The sequence below is a fragment of the Endozoicomonas sp. PH6C genome (assembly GCF_059322965.1).
Genome location: NZ_CP185342.1, coordinates 433,699 through 456,254 on the forward strand (window position 1 = coordinate 433,699; position 22,556 = coordinate 456,254).

Sequence of the window (22,556 nt, forward strand, 5' to 3'; positions counted from 1 at the left end):
CTCCCTATGCAAGTCAGACGCGGTCGCTGGTAGCGACTATTAAATTCAGTCAGATGGTTTAATGAATATTTCATCAAACCAGGCGTCTAAAGGGTGTCTGCAAATAGGACAGGTTCTTATCCCGTTTATAAACATTGCAGCGCCGCACTCACGATGTACCTTGTGACTGCAAGGCATTATCCTGCCGCCGGAGAAGGTATCTTCCAGGCAGATGCAGCACTCATCGTGGCTTGAGTTTTCCCGGCATTTGTGACTGTCTTGAAGTCTTGTATTCATGCAGACATTACAAACATCACAGTGAAAGGCATTATCCTTAGATGTTCGACAAATTCCGCATTTATCGCAGTGGTATGGTTTTTTTTCTAAATCGGTGAAGTGTTTGCATTGTGCACAGAAATACTCCGACATTAGTTCGTTGCATCCCGGGCATGTCTGGGAGTCTTCCGTAATATCCCCATTGAATCCACACACAGAGCATAAAAGCTGCGTTGCGTGAGCAGCTTTTCGAGAGGTAACTTCGCATCGATCACTTTTGTTATGACATTTATGGCAAGGGAAGTACCATTGACAGCACTCAAATTTTACATAGCAGAGCCTGCGGTAATCTTTGCACAATGGCTTTCGTTGTTCTTGTGCAGATGTCTTTAACTGCTCTTTCGGCGGGTTTGCTTTCTCATTGTCGGTGTTCAACGGATGGAAAGGAGCTAAAAACACTGTGCCATTGCTGTTCATCGCAAGATTATTGGTTTGTACCCTCTGATTGGCTGATGCCGTCTGATAATCTGATCGATGGATCAAATGGTCTACTAATTCTTGTTGTCTTCTGAGATCAACGTGCAACTTTTTGATTTGTTCCTTCAAATGCAGTGCTTCAGTGGTTGCTTTGACCATACACTTATAAAGCTCCTGATCTTTTGTAACCAGGTTTTCACTCATCACAACTAACTCCTGATTCTCTAGTTTTAATCCTTGAATCTTCTTAGTTAGCTCCTGAATCATTGTTCTTAACGCTTGAACTTCTGCAGTTAAAGACTGCTTCTCTACTGGTAATTCTTGAGCCTGTTCAGTTAACTCTTTAGTCTGTTGTCTTTTTTTCTCTTTTTTTTCCTGAGCGCGGCCTTTCAGCCTAACGAGAAGGGAGTCATCGGTCGAATGTTTAGTTGAGAAGTTTTGATTTATCCCAGACGCCTCCAAATCGGATCGGTTGTGTGCTCCGTTGGTGAGATGATTACCATAAGAAGACCCTGTCTGAAATCGCTTTTGGGAAGAGGCATTTTGCTGATCACCAGGGTCAGAAAGCTTTGGCCTGGCCCCTTGCTGTAAGTATCTATAAGCTGGCAAGACAGGGGAACTGCCGGTAGACCCGGTGCTGTTAACTAGTGAGGGCTCTTGCAGTATGCGGGAAGCGGGCGCCTGTCTCATCAGTTCATTTGAGAGGCGTTCTAACTCATGGAACGATGGGTGCTGTTCAAGTTGTATCAGGGTTTCTCGAAAAGGGATGGAGAATGTAAATGATTGTGCAAAAATCATAATATCGCGTCTTATCACTGAATCTGATATTTTCTCCAACAGTTCACGAATGGATTCAAGTGGGTTTGAATAGAGCAGGAGTAATTGAACGAAGTACTCAGTCAAGCAAGATTTTTCAAAGTGTCCTAATGATGGCTGTTGGACAGATTGATTGAACCTGTTGATGATGTCCTGAACAATCTTATACAAAATCATCAGGTTATTGTCACCAGCTTCGGGCATTGACCGGTCAGGTGGAATCATTGGTTGGCGTTCAGACAGAATGTTGACAGTATCCAAAGTTCTTGTTTGAACGCTCGTAGCTTCGATTAGCTGCTCGATAAACCGGTTGCGCGTTGAGTTTTCATAGAAAGATCGCTGCAGTTTCAATATTGCCTCAAGAGGCGTGACACTATTACCACTGGTGTTTGTGCTTTTTGTTTCGATAACCTGCAAACGCTGAGGCATGTCCAGCTTATCCAGTATTTGTCTCAGTTTAAAGACTGCTCCGGGGTATTTACTTTCAATGATGGCAACGAGCCGGTTCGCAAGTACCTGAAGGTCTTCAGCGGTAGTATTTTTTCCACTCTCTTCGCCATCGTCGTCTTTTCTGTTGTTGCCATTTCCGCTGCCATCATGGCCTTCTCCCGGTGACTGGTTGTCCTGATTTTCAGGTTCTTCTTTTTTCTCCTTTTGGTGATCGTTATTTTCGTTCTTTGGCCCCGAATTGGGTGCGCTGCCAGAGGGCTGTCCCTCCCCATTAGCTGCCATCAGGCCACCGCCATGATTTGTCTTCAAGGCAGTACGCTCAAGAAATCGTTTGCAACAGCCAAGCTGCCATTGGAGGCTTTCGCTGGCGGGGCAGGAAGTGGCGGCCTGCTGGAGGAGGGTGTTCCAGAAATCAACATCGTTCAGTTGTTCAATATTGAGGAAGTCAAGCCAGCCAACAGGTATAGCGGCTTCGCTGGAAGAGCCATCGGCATTAACCCGTGTCATTTTCAGACGTGCCGGGAATGCTTGCTCCTGAAACGAAATAGAATCTTTACCAATGGACATCAGCCAGTTGATGACGGGTTTCAGCATAACCAGATCTATTTCAAATAATCCCGATGGTCTCCCTCCGCCACCTCCCCAGGGTGGGGGTGGGAGTGAATAGAAGAAGCCACCCTTGCCGCCACCGGGAAAATCAGCGATGCCAGCGAGCTTGTCGCCTGTCAATGTCACTGTGTTATTCCGGGTTTGGCCGGTTTCCAGTTCACTGCCGGTCGTGTTGTCGGAATAGACCAAAAGGGTTAATGGGGTCGTATGGGGATTGTCGTTAAGGAGTTGATCGGTGGTGACAGAAGTTAATTCTGGTCTGTCTGCCGTCGTGGATTTCAAGCGAATAAGTGTGCCATTTTTAGAGACATGTTGAGAGAGATGTTGGAAGTCGGGTGTTTGCTCTTTTGTCAGTATCAACAGTTGGTAGCAATAGTTGCTCTGGTCGTTTGTCATCAATATAGCAATATTGTTCGGATCTGCTGACACGACAGGTGTCTTAAAGCAAAGGGTGCTGTTTCGATTGTTGAAATTGTCCGGAAGCAGCAAACTCACTTGCCACTCACTGACAGCCTGGGGGTCTGTGCCGTCATTGATTTCAATCCAAACCTTTTGCCCACCGGGATTATGTCGGTCAATGATGGTTGAGGAATTGCACAAGGTCACAACCAACATAGTCATCAGGAAAAGAACAAATGTTATGAATAAACGGTAAGAATGCATTCAAATCCCTGTCTGACAGAAAACGTCAGGACAATCCTGTGCTGACTTTCTGCTCTGGTAAAATAAAGGAACATTATTGACCGGTTTTATTATCCCTAAGACAAACAGAGAGTAGACAAGAATTTCTGTATTGCTATTTGTGTTACTTTTTTGTGCAACAGAGCCTTCGTCAGTATCAACCTGAAAGTGTCTTGCAGGGCTTGATACCGGGTTGTGGTAGCAGTCCGGTGCTGCTATTTGATGGCGGCGACTATTAAATCCGGTGAGATGGTTAATTATTGTTTTCAACCGGCGGATCGTATAGAGAATGTCTGCAAACAGGGCAGGTCCTAATCCCGTTACGAATCATCGCAATGCCGCACTCGTAATGAATTATGTGGGAGCAGTTCAGCCTGACGGAGCTGGTGAAAGTATCTTCCAGGCAGATGCAGCAGAGATTTTGTCCTAAGTTTTCCTGGCATTTGTGATTGTTTTGTAACCCTATATTCAGACAGACATTGCAAGTATCACAGTGAAAGTTTTTATCCTCTTCAACTCGGCACATGCCGCATTTATCGCAGTGGTAGGGTTTTTTTTCCCTATCGGTGAAGTGTTTGCACTTTGCACAGAAATATTGCGACATTTGCTCATTGCAGTTAGGGCATGTCTGAGAGTTTTCTGTAATCTCCCCATTGAATCCACACACAGAGCATAAAAGCCGCATTGCCTGAAGAGCTATTCGAGAGGTAACTTCGCATCGATCACTTCTGTTATGACACCTATGGCATGGGAAGTACCATTGACAGCACTGAAATTTTACATAGCAGAGCCTGCGATAATCTCTGCACAATGGCTTTCGTTTTTCTTGTGCAGATGTCTTTAACTGCTCTTTCGGCGGGTTTGCCTTCTCATTGTCGGTGTTCGGATGGAAAGGAACAAAAAACGCTGTGCCATTGCTACGTACCGCCAGACTATTAGCCTGAAACATCTGATGGAGCAGATTGGCCGATGCCGTCTGATTATCTGCTCGATGGATCAAATGGTCTACTAATTCTTGTTGTCTTCTGAGATCAACGTGCAACCTTTTGATTTGTTCCTTCAAATGCAGTGCTTCAGTGGTTGCTTTGACCATACACTTATAAAGCTCCTGATTTTTTGTAACCAGGTTTTCACTCATCACAACTAACTCCTGATTCTCTAGTTTTAATCCTTGAATCTTCTTAGTTAGCTCCTGAATCATTGTTCTTAACGCTTGAACTTCTGCAGTTAAAGACTGCTTCTCTAATGGTAATTCTTGAGCCTGTTCAGTTAACTCTTTAGTCTGTTGTCTTTTTTTTTCTTTTTTTTCCTGAGCGCGGCCTTTCAGCCCAACGAGAAGGGAGTCATCGGTCGAATGTTTAGTTGAGAAGTTTTGATTTATCCCAGACGCCTCCAAATCGGATCGGTTGTGTGCTCCGTTGGTGAGATGATTACCATAAGAAGACCCTGTCTGAAATCGCTTTTGGGAAGAGGCATTTTGCTGATCACCAGGGTCAGAAAGCTTTGGCCTGGCCCCTTGCTGTAAGTATCTATAAGCTGGCAAGACAGGGGAACTGCCGGTAGACCCGGTGCTGTTAACTAGTGAGGGCTCTTGCAGTATGCGGGAAGCGGGCGCCTGTCTCATCAGTTCATTTGAGAGGCGTTCTAACTCATGGAACGATGGGTGCTGTTCAAGTTGTATCAGGGTTTCTCGAAAAGGGATGGAGAATGTAAATGATTGTGCAAAAATCATAATATCGCGTCTTATCACTGAATCTGATATTTTCTCCAACAGTTCACGAATGGATTCAAGTGGGTTTGAATAGAGCAGGAGTAATTGAACGAAGTACTCAGTCAAGCAAGATTTTTCAAAGTGTCCTAATGATGGCTGTTGGACAGATTGATTGAACCTGTTGATGATGTCCTGAACAATCTTATACAAAATCATCAGGTTATTGTCACCAGCTTCGGGCATTGACCGGTCAGGTGGAATCATTGGTTGGCGTTCAGACAGAATGTTGACAGTATCCAAAGTCCTTGTTTGAACGCTCGTAGCTTCGATTAGCTGCTCGATAAACCGGTTGCGCGTTGAGTTTTCATAGAAAGATCGCTGCAGTTTCAATATTGCCTCAAGAGGCGTGACACTATTACCACTGGTGTTTGTGCTTTTTGTTTCGATAACCTGCAAACGCTGAGGCATGTCCAGCTTATCCAGTATTTGTCTCAGCTTAAAAACGGCATCGGGATCGTCGCTTTCAATGAGGGCAACGAGTTGGTTCGCAATTACCTGAAGGTCTTGAATCCTGGCGTTTCTCGCACTTTCTTTTCCATTGTCGTCTTTTCTGTTATCACCCTCTTCACTGCCATGATTGCTTTCTCCCGGTGAATTGTTCTGCTGATCTTCAGGTTCACCTTTTTTCTCTTTTTGATGGTCGTTATTTTCTTCCTTTGATGCTTTATCGGATGCCTTACCTGATGGTTTTCCATCCCCATTACCTGCCTTTAAGCCACCAGCATGATCTGTCTTCAAGGCAGTGTACTCAAGAAATCGCTTCAAACAGCCAAGCTGCCACTGAAGGCTTTCGCTGTCCGGGCAAGAAGTGGCGGCACGCTGGAAGAGGGTGTTCCAGAAATTAACATCGGTCAGTTGTTCAATGTCCAGAAAGTCAAGCCAACCCAAGGTTATAACGGCATCACTGGAAGAACCATCTGCATTGATGCGTGTCATTTTCAGACGCGCCGGGGATGGCTGTTCCTCAAATGAGCTGGAATCCTTGCCCATGGACATCAGCCAGTTGATGACGGGTTTCAGGATAACCAGGTCTATGTCGAATAATCCCGATGGCCTCCCATCTCCTCCCCATGGTGGAGGCGGTGAATAGGAGAAGCCTTCATCACCGCCAGCGGAAAAATCTGTGTTGCCAGCGAGCTTGTCACCTCTCATTGCCAGTGTGTTATTTCGGGTTTGTCTTGTTTCCAGCACACTTTCCGTGATGTTGTCGGAATAGATTAGAAGGGTAAGAGGAGCTGTATGGGGTTTGACGGGTTGATTGCTGGTGACAGAAGTCAACTCTGGTCTGTTTGCTGTCGTTGATTTTAAGCGAACCCGTGTGCCGCTTTCAGAGGCCCGTTTTGAGATACCATGGAAGACGCGTGTTTGCTCCCCTGTCACTATGACTATCTGATAGCAATAGTCACTCAAGTCGGTCGTGACCAATAGTGCGATACTGCTCGAATCTGCTGGCACCACAGGTGCTTTAAAGCAGAGGATGCTTTTTCGGTCATTGAAGCCTTTCGGAAGCAGCAAACTCAATTGCCACTGACTCACACCCTGAGAATCTGTTCCCTCATTGATCTCAATCCGAACCCTGTCATTGGGATTGTGTCGGTCAATGATGGTTAAGCAATAGCATAAAGGCACGACCGCCATAGCCAGCAGTGAAAGAACAAATGCTGTGAAAAGGCGGTAAAAATGCATACAAATTGCACTACAGAACTTGTGTCAATAATTGCGACTTGTTCTCTTTATCTGATAGACAGAATGGGCAAAAACAGTTCTGCTCTGAAAAATAAAGGAACATCATTGGTCAATCCCGTTATTTGTAGTAGAAACAGAGAATAGTCAAGTGTGTCAGAATTGCTATAAGTACCTGGCCAGTTGGTTTCGCATATTCTGGCGAGTGGATTTTTTCATCCTTCAAGGCGCAACGACGGGCGCGTAGCCATAGCTACGCAACCAGAGTTGGAACGCAGAAGGGTGGAAAAAGCCGCCGTCCAGAATATGCGAAACCAACTGGTTAGGTACTTATTACGGTTTGTACAGAGAGCGTCTGCAAAGAGGGCAGGTTGTTATCCCACTTTTAATCATTGCATCGCCGCAATCACGATGTACTTTGTGGGAGCAATGCAGTATCACGCAGCCGGAGAAGGCATCTTCCAGGCAGATGCAGCACTCGTCGTGGCCTGAGTTTTTCCGGCATTTGTGATTGTCTTGATACCTTCTATCCAGGCAGACATTACAAACATCACAGTGAAAGCACTTATCCTTGAATTTTCGGCAAATGCCGCATTTATCACAGTGGAACGGTTTTTTTTCTAAATTGGTGAAGTGTTTGCATTTTGCACAGAAATAGTCCGACATCAGCTGGTCGCATCCCGGGCACGTCTGGGAGTCTTCCGTAATGTCCCCCTCGTAGTTACAGATAGAACACTTTAGCTTTATTGCTTTATCAGCCCGGTGATCTTTAATCTCGCAATAATCACTCATGTTATGGCACCTTTGGCAGGGGAAATACCCGGCACAGCAACCAAAGTTCACACGGCATAACCTATGGTAATGACCGCACAAAGGCTTTCGATTTTCTTGCACAGATGTCTTTAGCTGCCCGTCCGGTTGGTTTGTCTCCTCATTATGGTTGCTCGACTGCTGGTAAGAAGCAGAGCACTTTTTGCCATTGCTCTGCATCGCCGGGCTGGCCGCTGCCTTCTGTTGTCTTTCTATCTGTCTTATCCGTTGTCTTTTTTTCTCTCTTTTTTCATCAGCGTGTCTTTTCAGCTCGACGAGACGGGAAGTATTGATCGGATATGGACTTAAGACGTTTTGATTTCTCCTCGACACTTCCAAATCGGATCGTTCCTGTGCCCCATTGGTCTGATGATTATCATGTGCACGTCTTGTCTGTAATCGCTTTTGGGAAGAGGGATTTTGCTGATCAGCAAGGGCGGGATGTTTTGGGCTGGCTCCTTGCTGTAAGTAGCCATTACCACTGTGATTGATTACAGGCTTTATAGAAAGCACTTGTTGCGAGTTAGCAGTAAGCGCCCGCCACATCAACTCATTTGAAAGGCGTTCTAATTCATCGCGCGATGGGTGCTGTTTAAGTCGTAAAAAAGCGTTGCGAAAAGAGATGGAGAATGTCAGTGATTTTGCAAAAAACATAATATCACAGATCATGACTGAGTCTGGTATTTTCTCTAACAGGTCACGAATCGATTGAATTGGGTTTGAATAGAACAGTAACAAATGAACCAGGTACTCGGTAAAGCAACATTTTTCAAATTGTCCTAAGGGCGGCTGCTGGCCAGATTGATTGACCCTGTGGATTATATCCAGAACAATCTTGTACAAAATCGTCAGGTTGTTGTTGACAGCTTCGGGCAATGTCTGGTGAGGTGAAATGATCGGTTGGAGTTCAGACAGAATGTTAAAATCATCCAAAGTCCTTGTTTGCTCGCTGGTAGCTTCTATCAGTTGCTCAATAAACCGATTGCGCGTTGAGTTCTCATAGAAAGAACGCTGCAGTTCCAATATCGCCTCAAGAGGCGTGGCAGTGTTGCCTTCGGTGTTTGTGCCTTTTGTTTCCAGCACCTGCAAACGCTGAGGCATGTCCAGCTCATCCAGTATTTGCCTCAGCTTAAAAACGGCATCGGGATCGTCGCTTGCAATGAGTGCTATGAGTTGGTTGGCAATTATCTGAAGGTCTTGAGTCCTGGTGTTTTTTGCACTTTTTTTACCGTTGTCGTCTTTTCTGTTATTACCCTCTTCACTGCCATCATTGCCTTCTTTGGTTGAATGGCTCTTCTCATCTTCAGGTTCACCTTTTTTTTCTTTTTGATGGTCGTTATTTTCGTTCTTTGGTGCTTTATCGGATGCCTTACCTGATGGTTCTCCATCTCCATTACTTGCCTTCAAGCCTCCTGAATGATTTGCCTTCAGGGCAGTGCGTTCAAAAAACAGTTTCAAACAGCCAAGCTGCCATTGAAGACTCTCACTCACCGGGCAAGAAGTGGCGGCACGCTGGAAGAGAGTGTTCCAGAAATTAACATCGGTCAGTTGATCAGTGCTCAGGAAGTCAAGCCAGCCAATGGGTATAACGGCTTCACTGGAGGAGCCATCTGCGTTAACGCGTGTCATTTTCAAACGCGCCGGGTATGGCTGTTTCTCAAAAGAGCTGGAGTCCTTGCCCTTAGACATTAGCCAGTTGCTGACGGGTTTCAGGACAACCAGATCTATGTCGAATAATCCTGATGGTCTCCCACCTCCTCCCCATGGTGGAGGGGGCGAGTAAAAGAAGCCTCCATTGCCGCCACCGGAAAAATCTGCGTTGCCAGCCAGTCTGTCTCCCGTCATTGTCAGTGTGCTATTTCGGGTTTGGCCGACTTCCAGCCCAGGGTCAGTCATCCTGTCGGGGTAAACCAGAAGGGTTAGTGGGGTAGCATGGGATTTGCCGCTCAGGAGTTGGTGGATGGCGACAGAAGCCAACTCCGGTTTGTCTGCCGTCCTGGATTTCAAGCGTACAAGCAGGCTGTTTTCAGAGGCACGTTTTGAGACATCCTGAAAGACGGATGTTTGCTCCTTTGCGGCTATTACCAGCTGATAGCAATAGTTACTCAAGTCGTTGTTGACCAATAGTGCGATACTGTTCCAATCTGCTGACACCAGGGGTGCCTTAAAGCAAAGGGTGCTGTTTTGGTCATCGAAATCTTCCGGAAGCAGCAAATTCATTCGCCACTGACTCACACCCTGAGGATCTGTGCCATTATTGATTTCAATCCGAGCCCTGCGTCCATCGGGATAGTGTCGGTCAATGATGGTGGAGGAATGGCACAACTGCACAGTCATCATAACCATTAGGAAAAGTGCAAATGCCATGAAAAAACGGTAAAAATGCATTCAAACCTTTCCAAATAACTTGTGTTAATAACACCAACTTTCTGGTCTGATAAAAAAGTCAGGACAATCTGTGCTGACTTTCTGCAATTGAAAAATAGAGCAACATTATTGACCGATCTTATTATTCGCAGAACAAATAGAGAATAGACAAGAATTTCTGAATTGCTAAATGGGTTACTTGCTTATAAAAATGAAGCGATCACGACGGTGATTATTAAATCCGGTCAGACGGTTAATTATTGTTTTCATCCAACGGACTGTAAAGAGGGTATCTGCAAACAGGGCAGGTTCTTATCCCGTTTTGCATCATCGCAATGGCGCACTCCCTATGAACTTTGTGGAAGCAGGGCAATATTTGGCTACCGCGAAAGGCATCTTCCAGGCAGATGCCGCAGTCATCGTGGCCTGAGTTTTCCCGGCATTTGTGATTGCCTTTTAAGCGAATATCCAGACAGACATTGCAAACATCACAGTGATAGGTTATATCCTTTTCTACTCGGCAAAGGCCGCATTTATCGCAGTGGGATGGTTCTTTTTCCGTATCGGTAAAGTGTTTGCATAGTGCACAGAAATATTGCGACATTTGTTCGTTACAGTTTGGACATGTCTGAGAGTTCTCAGTAATCGTCCCTTCATATCCACATACAGAACATAGAAGCCATGTTGCATCAACAGCCCTGCAATCTGTCACTTTGCATTTATCGCTCTCGTTATGACATTTGTGGCAGGGGAAATACAAACCACAGCACTTAAAATTCACACGGCAGAGCCTGTTGTAATGTTCGCACAATCGCTCTCGGGTTTTTTGAACCCGTGTCGTTAATTCTGCACCCGACGGGGTTGCCTCCTCATTATGTAAGTGCGAACCAGGCGCCTGCCTTATCAGTTCATTTGAGAGGCGTTCTAATTCATGGAACGATGGGTGCTGTTCAAGTTGTATAAGGATATCGTGAAAAGGAGTGGAGAATGTTAATGATTGTGCAGAATTCATAATATCGTGTCTGATGACTGAATCTGATATTTCCCCTAACAGCTCACGAATGGATTCAAGTGGGTTTGAATAAAGCAGGAGTAATTGAACGAAGTACTCAGCAATGCAAGATTTTTCAAAGTGTCCTATTGATGGCTGTTGGTCAGATTGATTGAATCTGTTGATGATGTCCTGAACAATCTTATACAAAATCATCAGGTTATTGTCGTCTGATTCGGGCATTGACCGGTCAGTTGGAATGTTAAAATCATCCAAAGTCCTTGTTTGATCACTCGTAGCTTCTATCATCTGCTCAATAAACCGATTGCGCGTTGAGTTCTCATAGAAAGAACGCTGCAGTTTCAATATTGCCTCAAGAGGCGTGACTGTATTACCACAGGTGTTTGTGCTTTTTGTTTCGAGAACCTGCAAACGCTGAGGCATGTTCAGCTCATCCAGTATTTGCCTTAGCATAAAAACAGCATCGGGATCGTCGCTTTCAATGAGGGCTACGAGTTGGTTGGCAATTAGCTGAAGGTCTTGAGTCCTGGTGTTTTTTGCACTTTCTTTTCCATCGTCGTCTTTTCTGTTATCACCCTCTTCGCTGCCATAATTGCTTTCTCCCGGTGAGTCGCTCCCCTGATCTCCAGGTTCACCTTTTTTTTCTTTTTGGTGGTCGTTACTTTCGTCCTTTGGAGCTTTACCTGATACCTTGCCCGATGGTTCTCCACCACCATTACCTGCCTTTAAGCCCTCTCTATGAGAAGTAGTATGGGGTTTCAGCGATTGATTGGTGGTGATAAAAGCCGACTCTGGTCTGTCTTCCGTCGTGGATTTGTTTTCAGAGGCACGTTTTGAGACATCCTGAAAGACGGGTGTTTGCTTCTCTGTCAGCTGGTAGCAATAGTCACCCGGGTCGTTCGAGGTCAATAGCGGGATACTGTTCGAATCTGCTGGCACCACAGGTGCCATAAAACAAAGGCTGCTTTTTCGGTTATTGAAGCCTTCCGGAAGCAGCAAACTGACTTGCCAAGGACTCGCCCGCTGCGGATCTGCACCATCATTGATTTCAATCCGAACCCTGTGTCCATCGTGATTGTTTCGGTCAATAATGGTTGCACAATAGCATAACGGCAGGACCGCCAGAGCCAGTAGTAAAAGAACAAATGCCAGGAAGAAACGGTAAAAACGCATTCAAATCTTTCTAAACAACGGGTGTTAATAATACCAACCCGCCCCTTCTTGTCTGACGGAAAACGCCGGAACAACCTGTGCTGACTTTCTGCTCTGGAAAAAGAAAGGGACGCTATTGACTGATACTGGTAGAACAGACAGAGAATAGACAAGAACTTCAGAATTGCCAGATGGGGTACTTTCCGTGAGTCGCAGAGCCTTAAACGCACTCACTCGCTCGAATCAGGATAATTGTACGGTTCATTGCCTTAATCACGAGTCACTGCGAGGTCGAAGCGGATGAAAGTGAAACTCACCTCCTACTGTTATATGATGTAAAAGCTATTGTAGCCCCAGAAATGACCCCTACTATAACCCGTTCAGGGAAAGTTTTAACGAAAGAATTATTAGACACAGCCATGACACTAGCCCCGAATGCAGCCCCGGCAGCAGTTGAATAAACTCTGGGGACACCAGTAGCAGCCCCGAGAGCCCCGATAACGCCTGTTGGAATAGACACGGCAGGATTCAAAATACTGGTAATATATGAAACTGAGAAAGCTTCAGACTTTAACTTAATTGCGGAAACAGCAACGTAAATGCAGCAAAACCTGAGATAAAACGAAGCAGTTTTGGTAAAGATTGGGGTAGCTTTTTTCAAAACATTAACAGTTCGATCATATAACGGGAGATCGTTTATCTGTGTTATTTCGTCATCAGTTAATTCTTTTCTACACATCGGGCAGCTCTTGTGCTCAGAACTTTCCAGCCATACCCGTACGCACGATTTACCAAAAGCATGTCCGCATGTTAGCTTGAAGGGACTGCATTCTGCTGAATCGTGGCATATTGCACATCTAATACCTTCGGTAGCATTCATATGAAAACCTCACTGTTTTAACATTTGACACTTGTATCTGGTTTTGGTTCCCTGCGGGTAACGGGAAGCTGGTCGCGAGCTATATTTCCCGCAAAAATGCAAAAGAACCATCGTTATCGATATTGCACGGATAGAGGGCTTGGTGAATGATGAACAGATGTGCTTACCAAAGGTTCTGTCATGGGTTTCCTGCAACAGGATATTGATGCTTTTCTCGATTATCTGAAGTTTGAAAAAAATAGCTCTGTTCATACCTGCTCGGCGTATCAGAGAGATTTGGGTAAATTACTGAAGCAGGCCGAAGTGCTTGGAATCACTCAGTGGCAAAAGCTTGAAGAACGCCAGCTCCGGACATGGCTGGCAGAGTTGCATGGCCAGGGCCTTGGGCAGAAGAGTCTGCATCGCCTGCTTTCATCCGTTCGCAGTTTTTATCGTTACCTTAACCGGCAGGGAAAGGTTGCAGATAACCCTGCCCAGAGAGTCACTGCACCCAAGGTGGGCAGAAAGTTACCTGTCACCATGGATGCCGATCAACTCGCCAGACTGCTCGATCAGGAGGATGATGACCCATTAGTGATCAGGGATCTGGCTATCCTGGAACTGTTCTATTCTTCGGGGCTGCGCCTCTCGGAACTGGTTGGCTTGAATCTCAATAGTTTCCAGGATGATTACAGGCAGGTGATCGTATTGGGCAAGGGCAAAAAAGAACGCTGGCTGCCGGTGGGTCGAAAGGCGCGTGAAGCTATAAAAAAATGGCTGTCCGTCAGAGTTATTTTTCCGGAAAAAAATGCACAGGCCCTGTTTCTCTCAAAGCAGGGTAATCGTATCAGTGCCCGTCAGGTGCAAAACCGTGTGAGTCAGCTATCCAGAGACAGGGGTCTCTCAGGGCGTATGCATCCTCACCTGCTGAGACACTCTTTCGCCAGTCATCTGCTGGAGTCCAGTGGCGATCTCAGGGCGGTTCAGGAGCTGTTGGGGCACAGTGATATTGCCACTACCCAGATATATACCCATCTTGATTTTCAACATCTTGCCGACGTATATGATAAGGCTCATCCGAGAGCACAGAGAGTCAGTAAGACGACCTCTGTTAATGAACCGTCTGATAGGGAAGAGAGAGTTACCGAAGATCAGGAGCCTTCAGCAATAAAAGAACCCAAAAGGAAAAAATAATGATAAAGCTGATCACTTTCGATCTGGATGACACGCTTTGGGAAAACATGCCGGTGCTGATTCGGGCAGAACAGAAAGCCTGGAAAAAACTCTGTGAATACTGGCCAGCAACCCACGATAGAATGAACCCCAAGCAAGTGTTTGAGTATCGGGTCAAACTCCTGGAGGATCATCCGCAGCTCAAATATCAGATTACGGAACTGCGCCGGTTTTCTCTGCAGAAGATTCTGCAAGACTGCGATTGCCCGGAATCAAGAGCGGAAGAAATTGCCGGTGACTTGATGCGGGAGTTTATGGAGTGGCGTCATGATGTGAAGTGTTTTCCCGAAGTTCAGCCGGTCCTCTCCCATCTGTCAGCAGACTATACGCTGGCTGCGGTCACCAATGGCAATATCGATGTTGAGAAATTATCGGTCAGTGAGTTTTTTGACTTTGCTCTCAAGGCAGAGGATTACAACAGTCTGAAACCAGAGCCGACTCTGTTCCTGAAAGCCATGGAACGTGCCGGGGTGACTCCCGATGAGACCCTTCATGTGGGAGATTGCCTGAAAGCTGATGTTGCTGGTGCCGGAGCACTGGGAATTGGAACCGTCTGGTTTAATCCTGCTGACAAGGCGTTCAATGGCGACCGCAGACCTGATTACGAGATACGATCGCTAACCGGTCTGCTCAGGGTTTTGGACAAGGATCTTCAGCCAGAATATTAAGGCTTCGCCTGACTGACCAGGTAATTAATTCCATCTATCACAAATTTATGGACAGCACGACAGTGCTGTCCTTCGGGATTTTTTGTCAGGTATCTATGGATTCCTAATATATATTTCACTGAACTGTATTTTTTTTGGATACCAGGAACCTGATAATGAAACTTAACTATGCAGCTTGCATAATACTACTTCTGTCTTTTACTTATTTACACGCCGATGAAGTGGAAAAGCAGATAATAGGCACTTGGCTTATCAGAGATAATTTACCCTTTAATAGATATATAACTTATCATCCACCTTGTCAGTTTGGAGGGTCGGCATTGTTCAATATTAGAGGATGTGGTGAATGCTTTAGCGAGGATGTATTATACGGCAGATATGATGTGGTTGTAGAAATGCCAATGCTCAGTAGTAAAGCAATAGCTTTCAGTGGTTTATGGTTTTTTCCCAGAGACTCACAGGAAAAAATGATTCTCGATGTTAAGAGCAAAAACGTTGATTTAGATCGTCATAGAGTCAGAAAAGAAATTTTAGACCCAGCTCAAGGTTTATCTCTTACCAGAGTTGTACAAGTTGATGCTAACGAATTTATCTACGAAGAATACAATCCAGATAGCAAGGGATTTGACAAATTCAAAACTGTTAAACTTCCGGGTCAGTCACTGGAACAGATAAAGCAACTACCGTATCTTGATGATATCCGACTGACTTTTTTGAGGCCTGACAGGCAGAGCAACTTGTCCGGGGCCGGTTCGTCCTCTGCCCATCGGTGATTCAGCATGCAGTTTCTGGTGGATGGAATGTTTTTCAGGCATCTCTGGAACTTAATCCATATTCCGTTGGTCTGTATGTTTTTGGATAGGAGAAACCTGATAATGAAAATTAAATATGCAGCTTATATAATGTTATTTCTGTCTTTTACTTATTCACACGCTGAAGAAGTGGAAAACGAGATAATAGGTACTTGGCTTTCTAAAGATGATTTACCTTTTAACGAATATATTACTTACCACCCACCTCAGCGCTATAAAGGTCCGGTAAAGTTCATTATTACAGGGTATGGTGAATACTACAGTGAGGATATATTGTACGGTAGATATGATACGGTTATAGAAATCCCGGAACAGAATCTTAAATTAATAGCTTATTCTGGTGTATGGTTTTCCCCTGAAGACACGGGGGAAAGGTTGATCTTCGATCTTAGACACATTTCCCCCAAAGACACCTGGGAAAGATTGGAATTCGATTTTAAATATAAAGACGTTGATCTAAATGACTTTAAATCGAAAGCCAATATTATTAACCCGAAAGGTGGTTTGGATATTACCAAAGTTATTAAAGTTGATGGTAACGAATTTGTCTATGAAGCATTCAATCCAGAAAATAATGCATTCGACAGATTCAACGCCGTTAAAGTTCCGGTGCAGTCACCGGAACAGATAGGGAAATTACGGTATTACGATGAATTTTGATTGTTTTATCTGATGCCTGTCAGGCAGGGCAGCTGACCTGAAGCTGCTTTGCCCTCTGCTCATCAGAGATTCAGCATGTAGTCTTTAGCTTCTGGAATGTTTTTCAGATCGCCATGGGCTTCGAGAAATCGGGCAAAACGGTCATAGCGCCCTGTGTCTCTGGCCGAGGGTCTGAGAGCAAAGCGTGACACCGTATCAAACCATGCCCGTTGGTTAAGCTCGTTATCCAGCTTTTTGGGACTGTAATCCCTGAAAATTTCCCAGGAGGCTTGCGGATTGTTGACAATAAACTGGGTGCCCAGTTCGATGGCTCGCAGGAATTTCCTGATCACCTGCTTGTCATGCTTCTTGCTGTTGGCAATAAAAATCAGCTCGTCGTAGGGAGGGATACCATTTTCTTCGTAATAGAACATCTTGCCCTGTCGACCTTCGATGGCCAGCTGGTTCAGCTCAAAGTTCCGGTAGGCACCCATAATTGCATCAACACGGCCTGACATCAGGGAAGAAGAGAGGTTCCAGCCAACATTCACCATCTTGATGTCTTTTGAAGAAAACCCGTAAGGTTTGAACAGCGTATCCAGAAAAGCGTTCTCATTGCCGCCAATATTCAGGCCAATGGTTTTCCCTTTCATGTCTTTCAGGGATTGGATCGGCCCATCTTCCAGAACAATCAGTCCATCCAGAGGTGTCGCAACCAGGGTGCCCGCCCAGGCCAGAGGCAGGCCGTTGGCGACGCCGCGAGTCAGGCTGGGTTGATAATAGACGGCGAGGTCAACATCACCGGCGGCAACCAGCTTGGGAGGCAGGTTAGGATCAGCAGGCTCCTGTATATTTACTTTCAACCCCTGATCCCTGAAGTAGCCGTTTTGCCGGGCAATCACGATAGGCCCATGATCTGGATTGACGAACCACTCCAGCATCAGGTTCAGCTCTTTAACAGGTTGGGCAAATGAAAGTGAGCTGGCCAACAGAAGCGACAGCAGAACAGACACTTTTCTGAATAGTTCTTGTGCGAGCAAAATTATGAGTCCTCAGCAGAGTCAGGTGGCAGGTTGCCAGGGGATAAGTTTTTTCAGAGCCAGATCGGTCATGAAGTAAAGACCGACAGAGCAGATAGCCAGTACCGTCAGCGCTGCGAACATCTGGTCTACCCACAGGCGCGCATTGGCTTGCAACATGAGGTAGCCCAACCCGGCGCTGGAGCCAACCCATTCACCGACTACAGCTCCTATGGGAGCCACGACAACCGCAACCCTCAAGCCGGAGGCGAGGGCAGGAAGGGCTGCCGGCCAGCGGATATGACGCAGTGTGGAAAAACGGTTCCCGCCCATGGTCTTTGCCATGTCCAGCCAGCCCTGATGAGTGTGGCGCAAGCCGTCATAGCAGCAGGTGGCTACCGGGAAGAAAATCACCAGAATGGTCATGACTACCTTGGAAGCCAGGCCGTAGCCAAACCAGAGCATCAGTATGGGAGCCAGTGCAAAGACCGGAACCGCCTGGGTAATGAGCAGCAGTGGTAGAAGCCATGGTCGAAGTGTTACGAAATAAACCAGAATCATAGCCAGCAGGATGCCCGACAGAACCCCCAGAACCAGACCCAGCAGCATCTCTGTCAGGGTGACGAGTGTGTGTTCCCACAGCAAAGAGGCATTGTCGTACATACTGCTCAGCACTGCCAGCGGACCCGGTAATATATAGTTCGGCATAGAAAACAGTACGACAATGGCTTCCCAAATGACTAACAGGCCGAGAACTACCAGAAAAGGCTTGAGCAGCGGCATCCAGAATTTCATTTATGCTCTTCCTCATGTCTCAGTCGTTCCAGCAGTTCACCCTGCAGGCTCAGCAAGGTTCTGTTTGCCAATGATCTGGGTGGGGTACCGGGTGGCATAATGGCTTCGGTTAATTTTGCGGGGTGTCCCTGAAGGTGATAAATACGATGGCCCAGCCTCAGGGCTTCCAGAGGGTCATGGGTGATCAACAGTACCGTTCGATGAGCCAGTAGCTCACAGGCAAGGTCCTGAAGATTCAGTCGGGTGATGGCGTCCAGGGCGCCGAAGGGCTCGTCCATTAATACCAGGGGGCGATTTTCCATCAGGGTTCTGGCCAGGGCAACGCGCTGTCGCTGTCCACCGGAAAGGTTCTGGGGTAATTCGTCAGACTTATCCACAAGGCCAACCTGCTCGAGAATATGTCTGGCTCTTGCCATTTCTTCGGCAGGGACTTTTGTTCGTCTAAAGAGAGAGCCTCTGAGCCGTTCACCCAGCGTAATATTGTCAATGACTGAGAACCAGGGCAGCAGCAGATCCTGCTGGGCCATCCAGGCAATGCGACCTTCAAGGGAAAAGCCATCCTGGCAGAGCACAGTGCCGGCTGTGGTTAAGACATTTTTTTGGGGGGTAGAGGGCTGGCCTGTGGATAAACCGGCAATCAACCGCAACAGGCTGGTCTTGCCAACCCCGCTGCCACCGAGCAAACAGGTCCACTCGCCTCCTGCGAGAGTCAGGTCAAGACCATTAAAAATAACTTTTTCGCCATAAGCCAGAGCAGCATTTTTTACTAAAACATCAAACATTCAGACCGGATCACCAGATGTTGTAAAAGTGGTGAACAGGTCCGCTACCCTGACCGATGTTCAGCTGATCGGCATGGGCAATGGCCTGGGCAATGTACTTTTTGGCCTCCGGAATGGCTTCACTCATGGAGTAGCCACGAGCCAGCAATGCGGTGATCGCTGAGGAGAGTGTGCAGCCTGTGCCGTGGGTGTTACCGGTTTGTATCCAGTCGGATTCCAGTCGGTGCAAAGAGCTTCCGTCGTGATAAAAATCAGTGGCTTTATCATCACTATTACTAGCACTCAGGTGACCACCTTTAAGAAGAACTGCCCGCGAGCCAAGCGCCAGCAGAGGCTCAATCATATCGATCATCTGGTCCGGATTTCTGGGCACCGGGCGGTCAAGCAGTACCGCAGCTTCATGCAGATTGGGGGTGATCAGACTGGCTTTGGGAATCAGTGATTGCCTGAGAGTCTCAATAGCACTCTGGTGCAGCAGAACGTCACCACTGGTAGCCACCATCACAGGGTCAAGCACAAGATAGGCCGGGCGGTAGTGAGCCAGACTATCCGCTACCGTTGTGATAACGTCTGGCTGGCTCAACATGCCCACTTTTACGGCCTTGATAGAAAGGTCGGAAAAGACTGAATCCAGTTGTTGGCGGATAAAGGCAGGCTCAACATCAAAAATACCCTGCACGCCCTGAGTATTCTGCGCGGTCAGAGCGGTAATAACATTGCAGCCGTAGGCACCCAATGCTGAAAAGGCTTTCAGGTCTGCCTGTATACCGGCGCCACCACCACTGTCCGATCCGGCAATGGTAAGGGCAATTGGTGTTTCATTAGTCATCGTTCGGTTTACTTCTTCGAACTGACGTAGAAAAGGTATCTGAAGAACGGTGCCGGGGAAATCCTCCCGGGGATAGCGAGCCCGTTCAATCGTCGGTTTCCTACGCCAGTATAATCCGGTTCAGGTTCAATGGGTCTCTCTCAGTCCGGAAAACATTCATTCCGAACACCCCAACCAACGGTGCGAGTCTATTTTGTTTCTGTAACTATGTCTAATCCTCAAAAGGTCGGTTAAATCCCGGTTCAGATTAACGCTGGCATTTTTTACAGTAACAGGTACTGCGATTACCCAGCCGGATCTCTACTATAGGTGTTGAACAGTGCACGCAGGCTTCACCCTTGCGTCCATAGACAGCCAGTTCCTGCTTGAAGTAACCTGGCTTGCCGTCGCCTCCGACAAAATCCCTCAGTGTTGTGCCACCCTGTTTAACGGCTTTTTCCAGAATCTCTTTGATGCTTTCGGTCAGTCGCTCGTAACGGGCTTTGGAAATTTTTCCGCAGGGCCTGTCAGGCTGGATGCCTGCTTTGAACAGGGCTTCATTGGCGTAAATATTCCCGACCCCAACAACAACATGGCTGTCCATGATGAACGTTTTTACCGGCTGTTTTTTCCCCCTGGATTTGAGATAAAGCCTCTGGGCTGTAAATTCATCACCGAGTGGCTCCGGGCCGAGTTTGCTTAACAAGTCATGTTTCATAACATCGTCGTCGATCCACAGAACCGCTCCGAACCTTCTTGGGTCGGTGTATCTCAGCCTTATCCCGTGACTGAAAACCAGATCGACATGATCATGCTTTCGGGCTTCCTGCAGTTCTTTCAGTATGCGCAGGCTTCCGGACATCCCCAGGTGAACCAATAAGGTTCCGGCGTCGGTTTTGATCAGGAGATACTTCGCCCGTCGGGTGACTGCACGGATAACCTGCCCGGACAAATGCTGTTGCAAATGTTCCGGAACCGGCCAGCGCAGTTGTGGATTGCGAACAATAACATCCGATACGGTGTGACCAATAATATGAGGTGCAATACCTCTTCGGGTCGTTTCAACTTCAGGTAATTCAGGCATCCGCCGACAGTAGCAAATATGTCATCAAAAGGCGATGTAACCGGCTAAAGGAAATAGGTAAAAATCCCGCGCAGGGCCCCAAAAAGTCACGGCAAATTAGCCATATCAAATGTTGTTATGTGACTGGTAAGATGGTTTAACTTTTACCCCGATTCAGTATTGGTAAAAGCACATCAGAACAGTGAGTAAAAATGACAGCCAGCCCAACATTATACCAACGATATTCCAAGGAACTTAAAGAGCTTATTTATTTATCTGCCCCGATTCTGGGTGCGCAGCTGGCAACTACCGGTATGGGCTTTGTGGATACCAGTATGGCGGGTCAATACTCTGCAGAAGATCTGGCAGCGGTGGCTATTGGCTCCAGTATCTGGGTTCCGATTTATCTGTTAATCAGAGGTATCCTGATGGCGACCACACCGACTGTCGCCCATCTGTTTGGTGCCCGAAAAATTGACCAGATTGCTTCACCGGTTCGTCAGGCTATGTGGCTGTCTCTGGTGTTAAGTGTGGTCGGTATGGTGTTGATGATGAATGCCATGCCATTGCTCAATGTTCTGGAAGTCAATGCCGAAATGGCTGCCAGGACGGATGCTTATCTGGATGCATTGGCCTGGGGTGTGCCCGGGATCTGTTTATATCAAACCATGGTCAGCTATTGCGAAGGGCGCTCCATTACCAAGCCGGCCATGCTTATCAGCTTTGTCGGTTTGCTGATCAATATTCCGCTTAATTATGTGTTGATTTATGGCAAGTTCGGCTTTCCGGAAATGGGTAGCGTAGGTTGTGGCTATGCAACAGCTATCTGTTTCTGGGTGATGTGCCTGTTGATGTTCTGCTACACCCGGTTCAATCAAAAGCATACAGAAGTGAATCTGTTCGACCGTTTTGAATCGCCCGACATGGGGCGAATAGCTGCTCACCTGAAACTCGGCGTTCCCATCGGTCTGGCCATCTTTTTTGAAGCCAGTATCTTTTCGGCGGTCGCTCTGGTTATCGGCAAACTGGGCGCAGTGACCGTCGCGGGTCACCAGATTGCATTGAATCTCGCCAGCATGGCCTTTATGGTGCCGTTGAGTCTATCCATGGGAATCACCATACGGGTCGGTCAGGCTCTTGGGGCTGGTGACCCTGAGGCAGCAAGGTTCTCGGGGTATTCGGGTATCGTAGCGACCCTGCTGACAGCCACCCTGATTGCTGCTGTTATGTGGGCGTTTGCCGATGCTCTGACATCGCTTTATACCCGGGATACTGCGGTTAAAACTTTGGCTGCCCAGCTGTTGATCTTTGCTGCACTGTTCCAGTACGCCGATGGTATTCAGGTCGCTTCCAATGGTGCATTAAGGGGTTACAAAGACACCCGGGTACCTATGATCATTATTCTGATTGCCTGCTGGGGTATTGCTCTGCCACTGGGTTATACGCTGGGACTGACGGATTTTATCGCCGATGAACCTATGGGTCCCCATGGTCTCTGGATCGGATTAGTGCTGGCACTCACGCTTTCTGCTGTATTCCTGCTGCTGCGTTTCAGATCGCTGAGCAAGAGAGCCATTGTGACGTAATCGTTTGCCATGAATATTGATTGTAAAATGTGCAATCTGAGTGTCAGAAAGGGCCGACGAATGTCGGCTCTTGTCAGTATCCGGTGTCTTGAGAGCTATCTGGACAATGTCTCAATTTTACCAATCAGTGCACACCTGTTCTGTCAGGGTTGGCAGTGTGATGCCGGATGAGATAAAACCAATAAGAATAAGTACGACACATCTTGAGA

At 46.9% G+C, this 22,556-nt stretch carries 15 protein-coding genes, 1 pseudogene and 1 riboswitch; of the genes and pseudogenes, 5 read left to right on the forward strand and 11 right to left on the reverse strand.

All coding sequences use genetic code 11. The features are described from left to right. Nucleotides 1–45: 45 nt before the first annotated feature. From ACOMG9_RS01650 to ACOMG9_RS01675, 6 genes and pseudogenes are all read right to left on the reverse strand, one after another. Entirely contained in the window at nucleotides 46–3,270 is a 3,225-nt protein-coding gene (locus tag ACOMG9_RS01650; protein WP_494529686.1) for an RING finger domain-containing protein, read from the reverse strand. Between the two features lie 271 nt (nucleotides 3,271–3,541). Beyond that, nucleotides 3,542–6,745, reverse strand: a complete 3,204-nt coding sequence (locus ACOMG9_RS01655; protein WP_448215529.1) for a CHY zinc finger protein — start codon at nucleotides 6,743–6,745, stop codon at nucleotides 3,542–3,544. A 330-nt stretch (nucleotides 6,746–7,075) separates the two neighbouring features. After that, on the reverse strand, nucleotides 7,076–9,940 hold the full coding sequence (locus ACOMG9_RS01660; protein ID WP_448215530.1) for a CHY zinc finger protein: 2,865 nt from the start codon (nucleotides 9,938–9,940) through the stop codon (nucleotides 7,076–7,078). 232 nt (nucleotides 9,941–10,172) lie between these two features. Then, entirely contained in the window at nucleotides 10,173–12,104 is a 1,932-nt protein-coding gene (locus tag ACOMG9_RS01665; protein ID WP_448215531.1) for a CHY zinc finger protein, read from the reverse strand. A gap of 292 nt (nucleotides 12,105–12,396) precedes the next feature. Further along, nucleotides 12,397–12,822 carry a hypothetical protein gene (locus ACOMG9_RS01670; protein WP_448218677.1) on the reverse strand — a complete coding sequence of 142 codons (426 nt, stop codon included), beginning with the start codon at nucleotides 12,820–12,822 and terminating at the stop codon, nucleotides 12,397–12,399. Nucleotides 12,823–12,825: 3 nt separating this feature from the next. Further along, nucleotides 12,826–12,963 (reverse strand): annotated as a pseudogene (locus ACOMG9_RS01675) (RING finger domain-containing protein); the annotation flags it as partial. A gap of 159 nt (nucleotides 12,964–13,122) precedes the next feature. On the opposite strand from ACOMG9_RS01675, the gene xerC reads away from it, so the two are divergent. From xerC to ACOMG9_RS01695, 4 genes are all read left to right on the forward strand, one after another. Beyond that, nucleotides 13,123–14,136, forward strand: coding sequence for a tyrosine recombinase XerC (gene xerC / locus ACOMG9_RS01680; protein ID WP_448215532.1), 1,014 nt, complete (start codon nucleotides 13,123–13,125; stop codon nucleotides 14,134–14,136). Beyond that, complete coding sequence (locus ACOMG9_RS01685) at nucleotides 14,136–14,843, forward strand: HAD family hydrolase (RefSeq protein ID WP_448215533.1); 708 nt, start codon at nucleotides 14,136–14,138, stop codon at nucleotides 14,841–14,843. The genes xerC and ACOMG9_RS01685 overlap by 1 nt, the downstream gene beginning before the upstream one ends. Nucleotides 14,844–14,998: 155 nt before the next feature. Continuing rightward, a complete protein-coding gene (locus ACOMG9_RS01690) occupies nucleotides 14,999–15,616 on the forward strand; it encodes a hypothetical protein (protein ID WP_448215534.1) in 618 nt (205 codons plus the stop codon). A gap of 102 nt (nucleotides 15,617–15,718) precedes the next feature. Next, entirely contained in the window at nucleotides 15,719–16,315 is a 597-nt protein-coding gene (locus ACOMG9_RS01695; protein WP_448215535.1) for a PX domain-containing protein, read from the forward strand. A gap of 62 nt (nucleotides 16,316–16,377) precedes the next feature. Here ACOMG9_RS01695 and ACOMG9_RS01700 read toward each other — a convergent pair whose 3' ends face one another. The 5 genes from ACOMG9_RS01700 to mutM form a co-directional block, all read right to left on the reverse strand. Next, nucleotides 16,378–17,334, reverse strand: coding sequence for an ABC transporter substrate-binding protein (locus ACOMG9_RS01700; protein ID WP_448215536.1), 957 nt, complete (start codon nucleotides 17,332–17,334; stop codon nucleotides 16,378–16,380). A 21-nt stretch (nucleotides 17,335–17,355) separates the two neighbouring features. Beyond that, the gene (locus ACOMG9_RS01705) at nucleotides 17,356–18,108 is read right to left on the reverse strand and encodes an ABC transporter permease (RefSeq protein WP_422136633.1); all 753 of its coding nucleotides are present in this window, start codon (nucleotides 18,106–18,108) and stop codon (nucleotides 17,356–17,358) included. Continuing rightward, nucleotides 18,105–18,890 carry an ABC transporter ATP-binding protein gene (locus ACOMG9_RS01710; protein WP_448215537.1) on the reverse strand — a complete coding sequence of 262 codons (786 nt, stop codon included), beginning with the start codon at nucleotides 18,888–18,890 and terminating at the stop codon, nucleotides 18,105–18,107. The genes ACOMG9_RS01705 and ACOMG9_RS01710 overlap by 4 nt, the downstream gene beginning before the upstream one ends. Before the next feature lie 10 nt (nucleotides 18,891–18,900). Next, nucleotides 18,901–19,719: a bifunctional hydroxymethylpyrimidine kinase/phosphomethylpyrimidine kinase gene (thiD, locus tag ACOMG9_RS01715; protein ID WP_448215538.1), complete on the reverse strand. Its 819-nt coding sequence runs from the start codon at nucleotides 19,717–19,719 to the stop codon at nucleotides 18,901–18,903. An 80-nt stretch (nucleotides 19,720–19,799) separates the two neighbouring features. After that, nucleotides 19,800–19,902: riboswitch (TPP riboswitch) on the reverse strand. Between the two features lie 64 nt (nucleotides 19,903–19,966). Next, the gene (gene mutM, locus ACOMG9_RS01720; protein WP_494529687.1) at nucleotides 19,967–20,782 is read right to left on the reverse strand and encodes a bifunctional DNA-formamidopyrimidine glycosylase/DNA-(apurinic or apyrimidinic site) lyase; all 816 of its coding nucleotides are present in this window, start codon (nucleotides 20,780–20,782) and stop codon (nucleotides 19,967–19,969) included. Nucleotides 20,783–20,973: 191 nt separating this feature from the next. Here mutM and ACOMG9_RS01725 point away from each other — a divergent pair, with 191 nt between their 5' ends. Continuing rightward, nucleotides 20,974–22,347, forward strand: coding sequence for an MATE family efflux transporter (locus ACOMG9_RS01725; RefSeq protein ID WP_494529688.1), 1,374 nt, complete (start codon nucleotides 20,974–20,976; stop codon nucleotides 22,345–22,347). The last annotated feature ends 209 nt before the right edge of the window (nucleotides 22,348–22,556 follow it).

Bases quoted from the DNA above. Each gene is read 5' to 3' on its own strand.
- ACOMG9_RS01650 (WP_494529686.1), bottom strand. From the start codon at position 3,270: ATGCATTCTTACCGTTTATTCATAACATTTGTTCTTTTCCTGATGACT.
- ACOMG9_RS01655 (WP_448215529.1), bottom strand. From the start codon at position 6,745: ATGCATTTTTACCGCCTTTTCACAGCATTTGTTCTTTCACTGCTGGCT.
- ACOMG9_RS01660 (WP_448215530.1), bottom strand. From the start codon at position 9,940: ATGCATTTTTACCGTTTTTTCATGGCATTTGCACTTTTCCTAATGGTT.
- ACOMG9_RS01665 (WP_448215531.1), bottom strand. From the start codon at position 12,104: ATGCGTTTTTACCGTTTCTTCCTGGCATTTGTTCTTTTACTACTGGCT.
- ACOMG9_RS01670 (WP_448218677.1), bottom strand. From the start codon at position 12,822: ATGTGTAGAAAAGAATTAACTGATGACGAAATAACACAGATAAACGAT.
- ACOMG9_RS01685 (WP_448215533.1), top strand. From the start codon at position 14,136: ATGATAAAGCTGATCACTTTCGATCTGGATGACACGCTTTGGGAAAAC.
- ACOMG9_RS01690 (WP_448215534.1), top strand. From the start codon at position 14,999: ATGAAACTTAACTATGCAGCTTGCATAATACTACTTCTGTCTTTTACT.
- ACOMG9_RS01695 (WP_448215535.1), top strand. From the start codon at position 15,719: ATGAAAATTAAATATGCAGCTTATATAATGTTATTTCTGTCTTTTACT.
- ACOMG9_RS01705 (WP_422136633.1), bottom strand. From the start codon at position 18,108: ATGAAATTCTGGATGCCGCTGCTCAAGCCTTTTCTGGTAGTTCTCGGC.
- ACOMG9_RS01710 (WP_448215537.1), bottom strand. From the start codon at position 18,890: ATGTTTGATGTTTTAGTAAAAAATGCTGCTCTGGCTTATGGCGAAAAA.
- thiD (WP_448215538.1), bottom strand. From the start codon at position 19,719: ATGACTAATGAAACACCAATTGCCCTTACCATTGCCGGATCGGACAGT.
- mutM (WP_494529687.1), bottom strand. From the start codon at position 20,782: ATGCCTGAATTACCTGAAGTTGAAACGACCCGAAGAGGTATTGCACCT.
- ACOMG9_RS01725 (WP_494529688.1), top strand. From the start codon at position 20,974: ATGACAGCCAGCCCAACATTATACCAACGATATTCCAAGGAACTTAAA.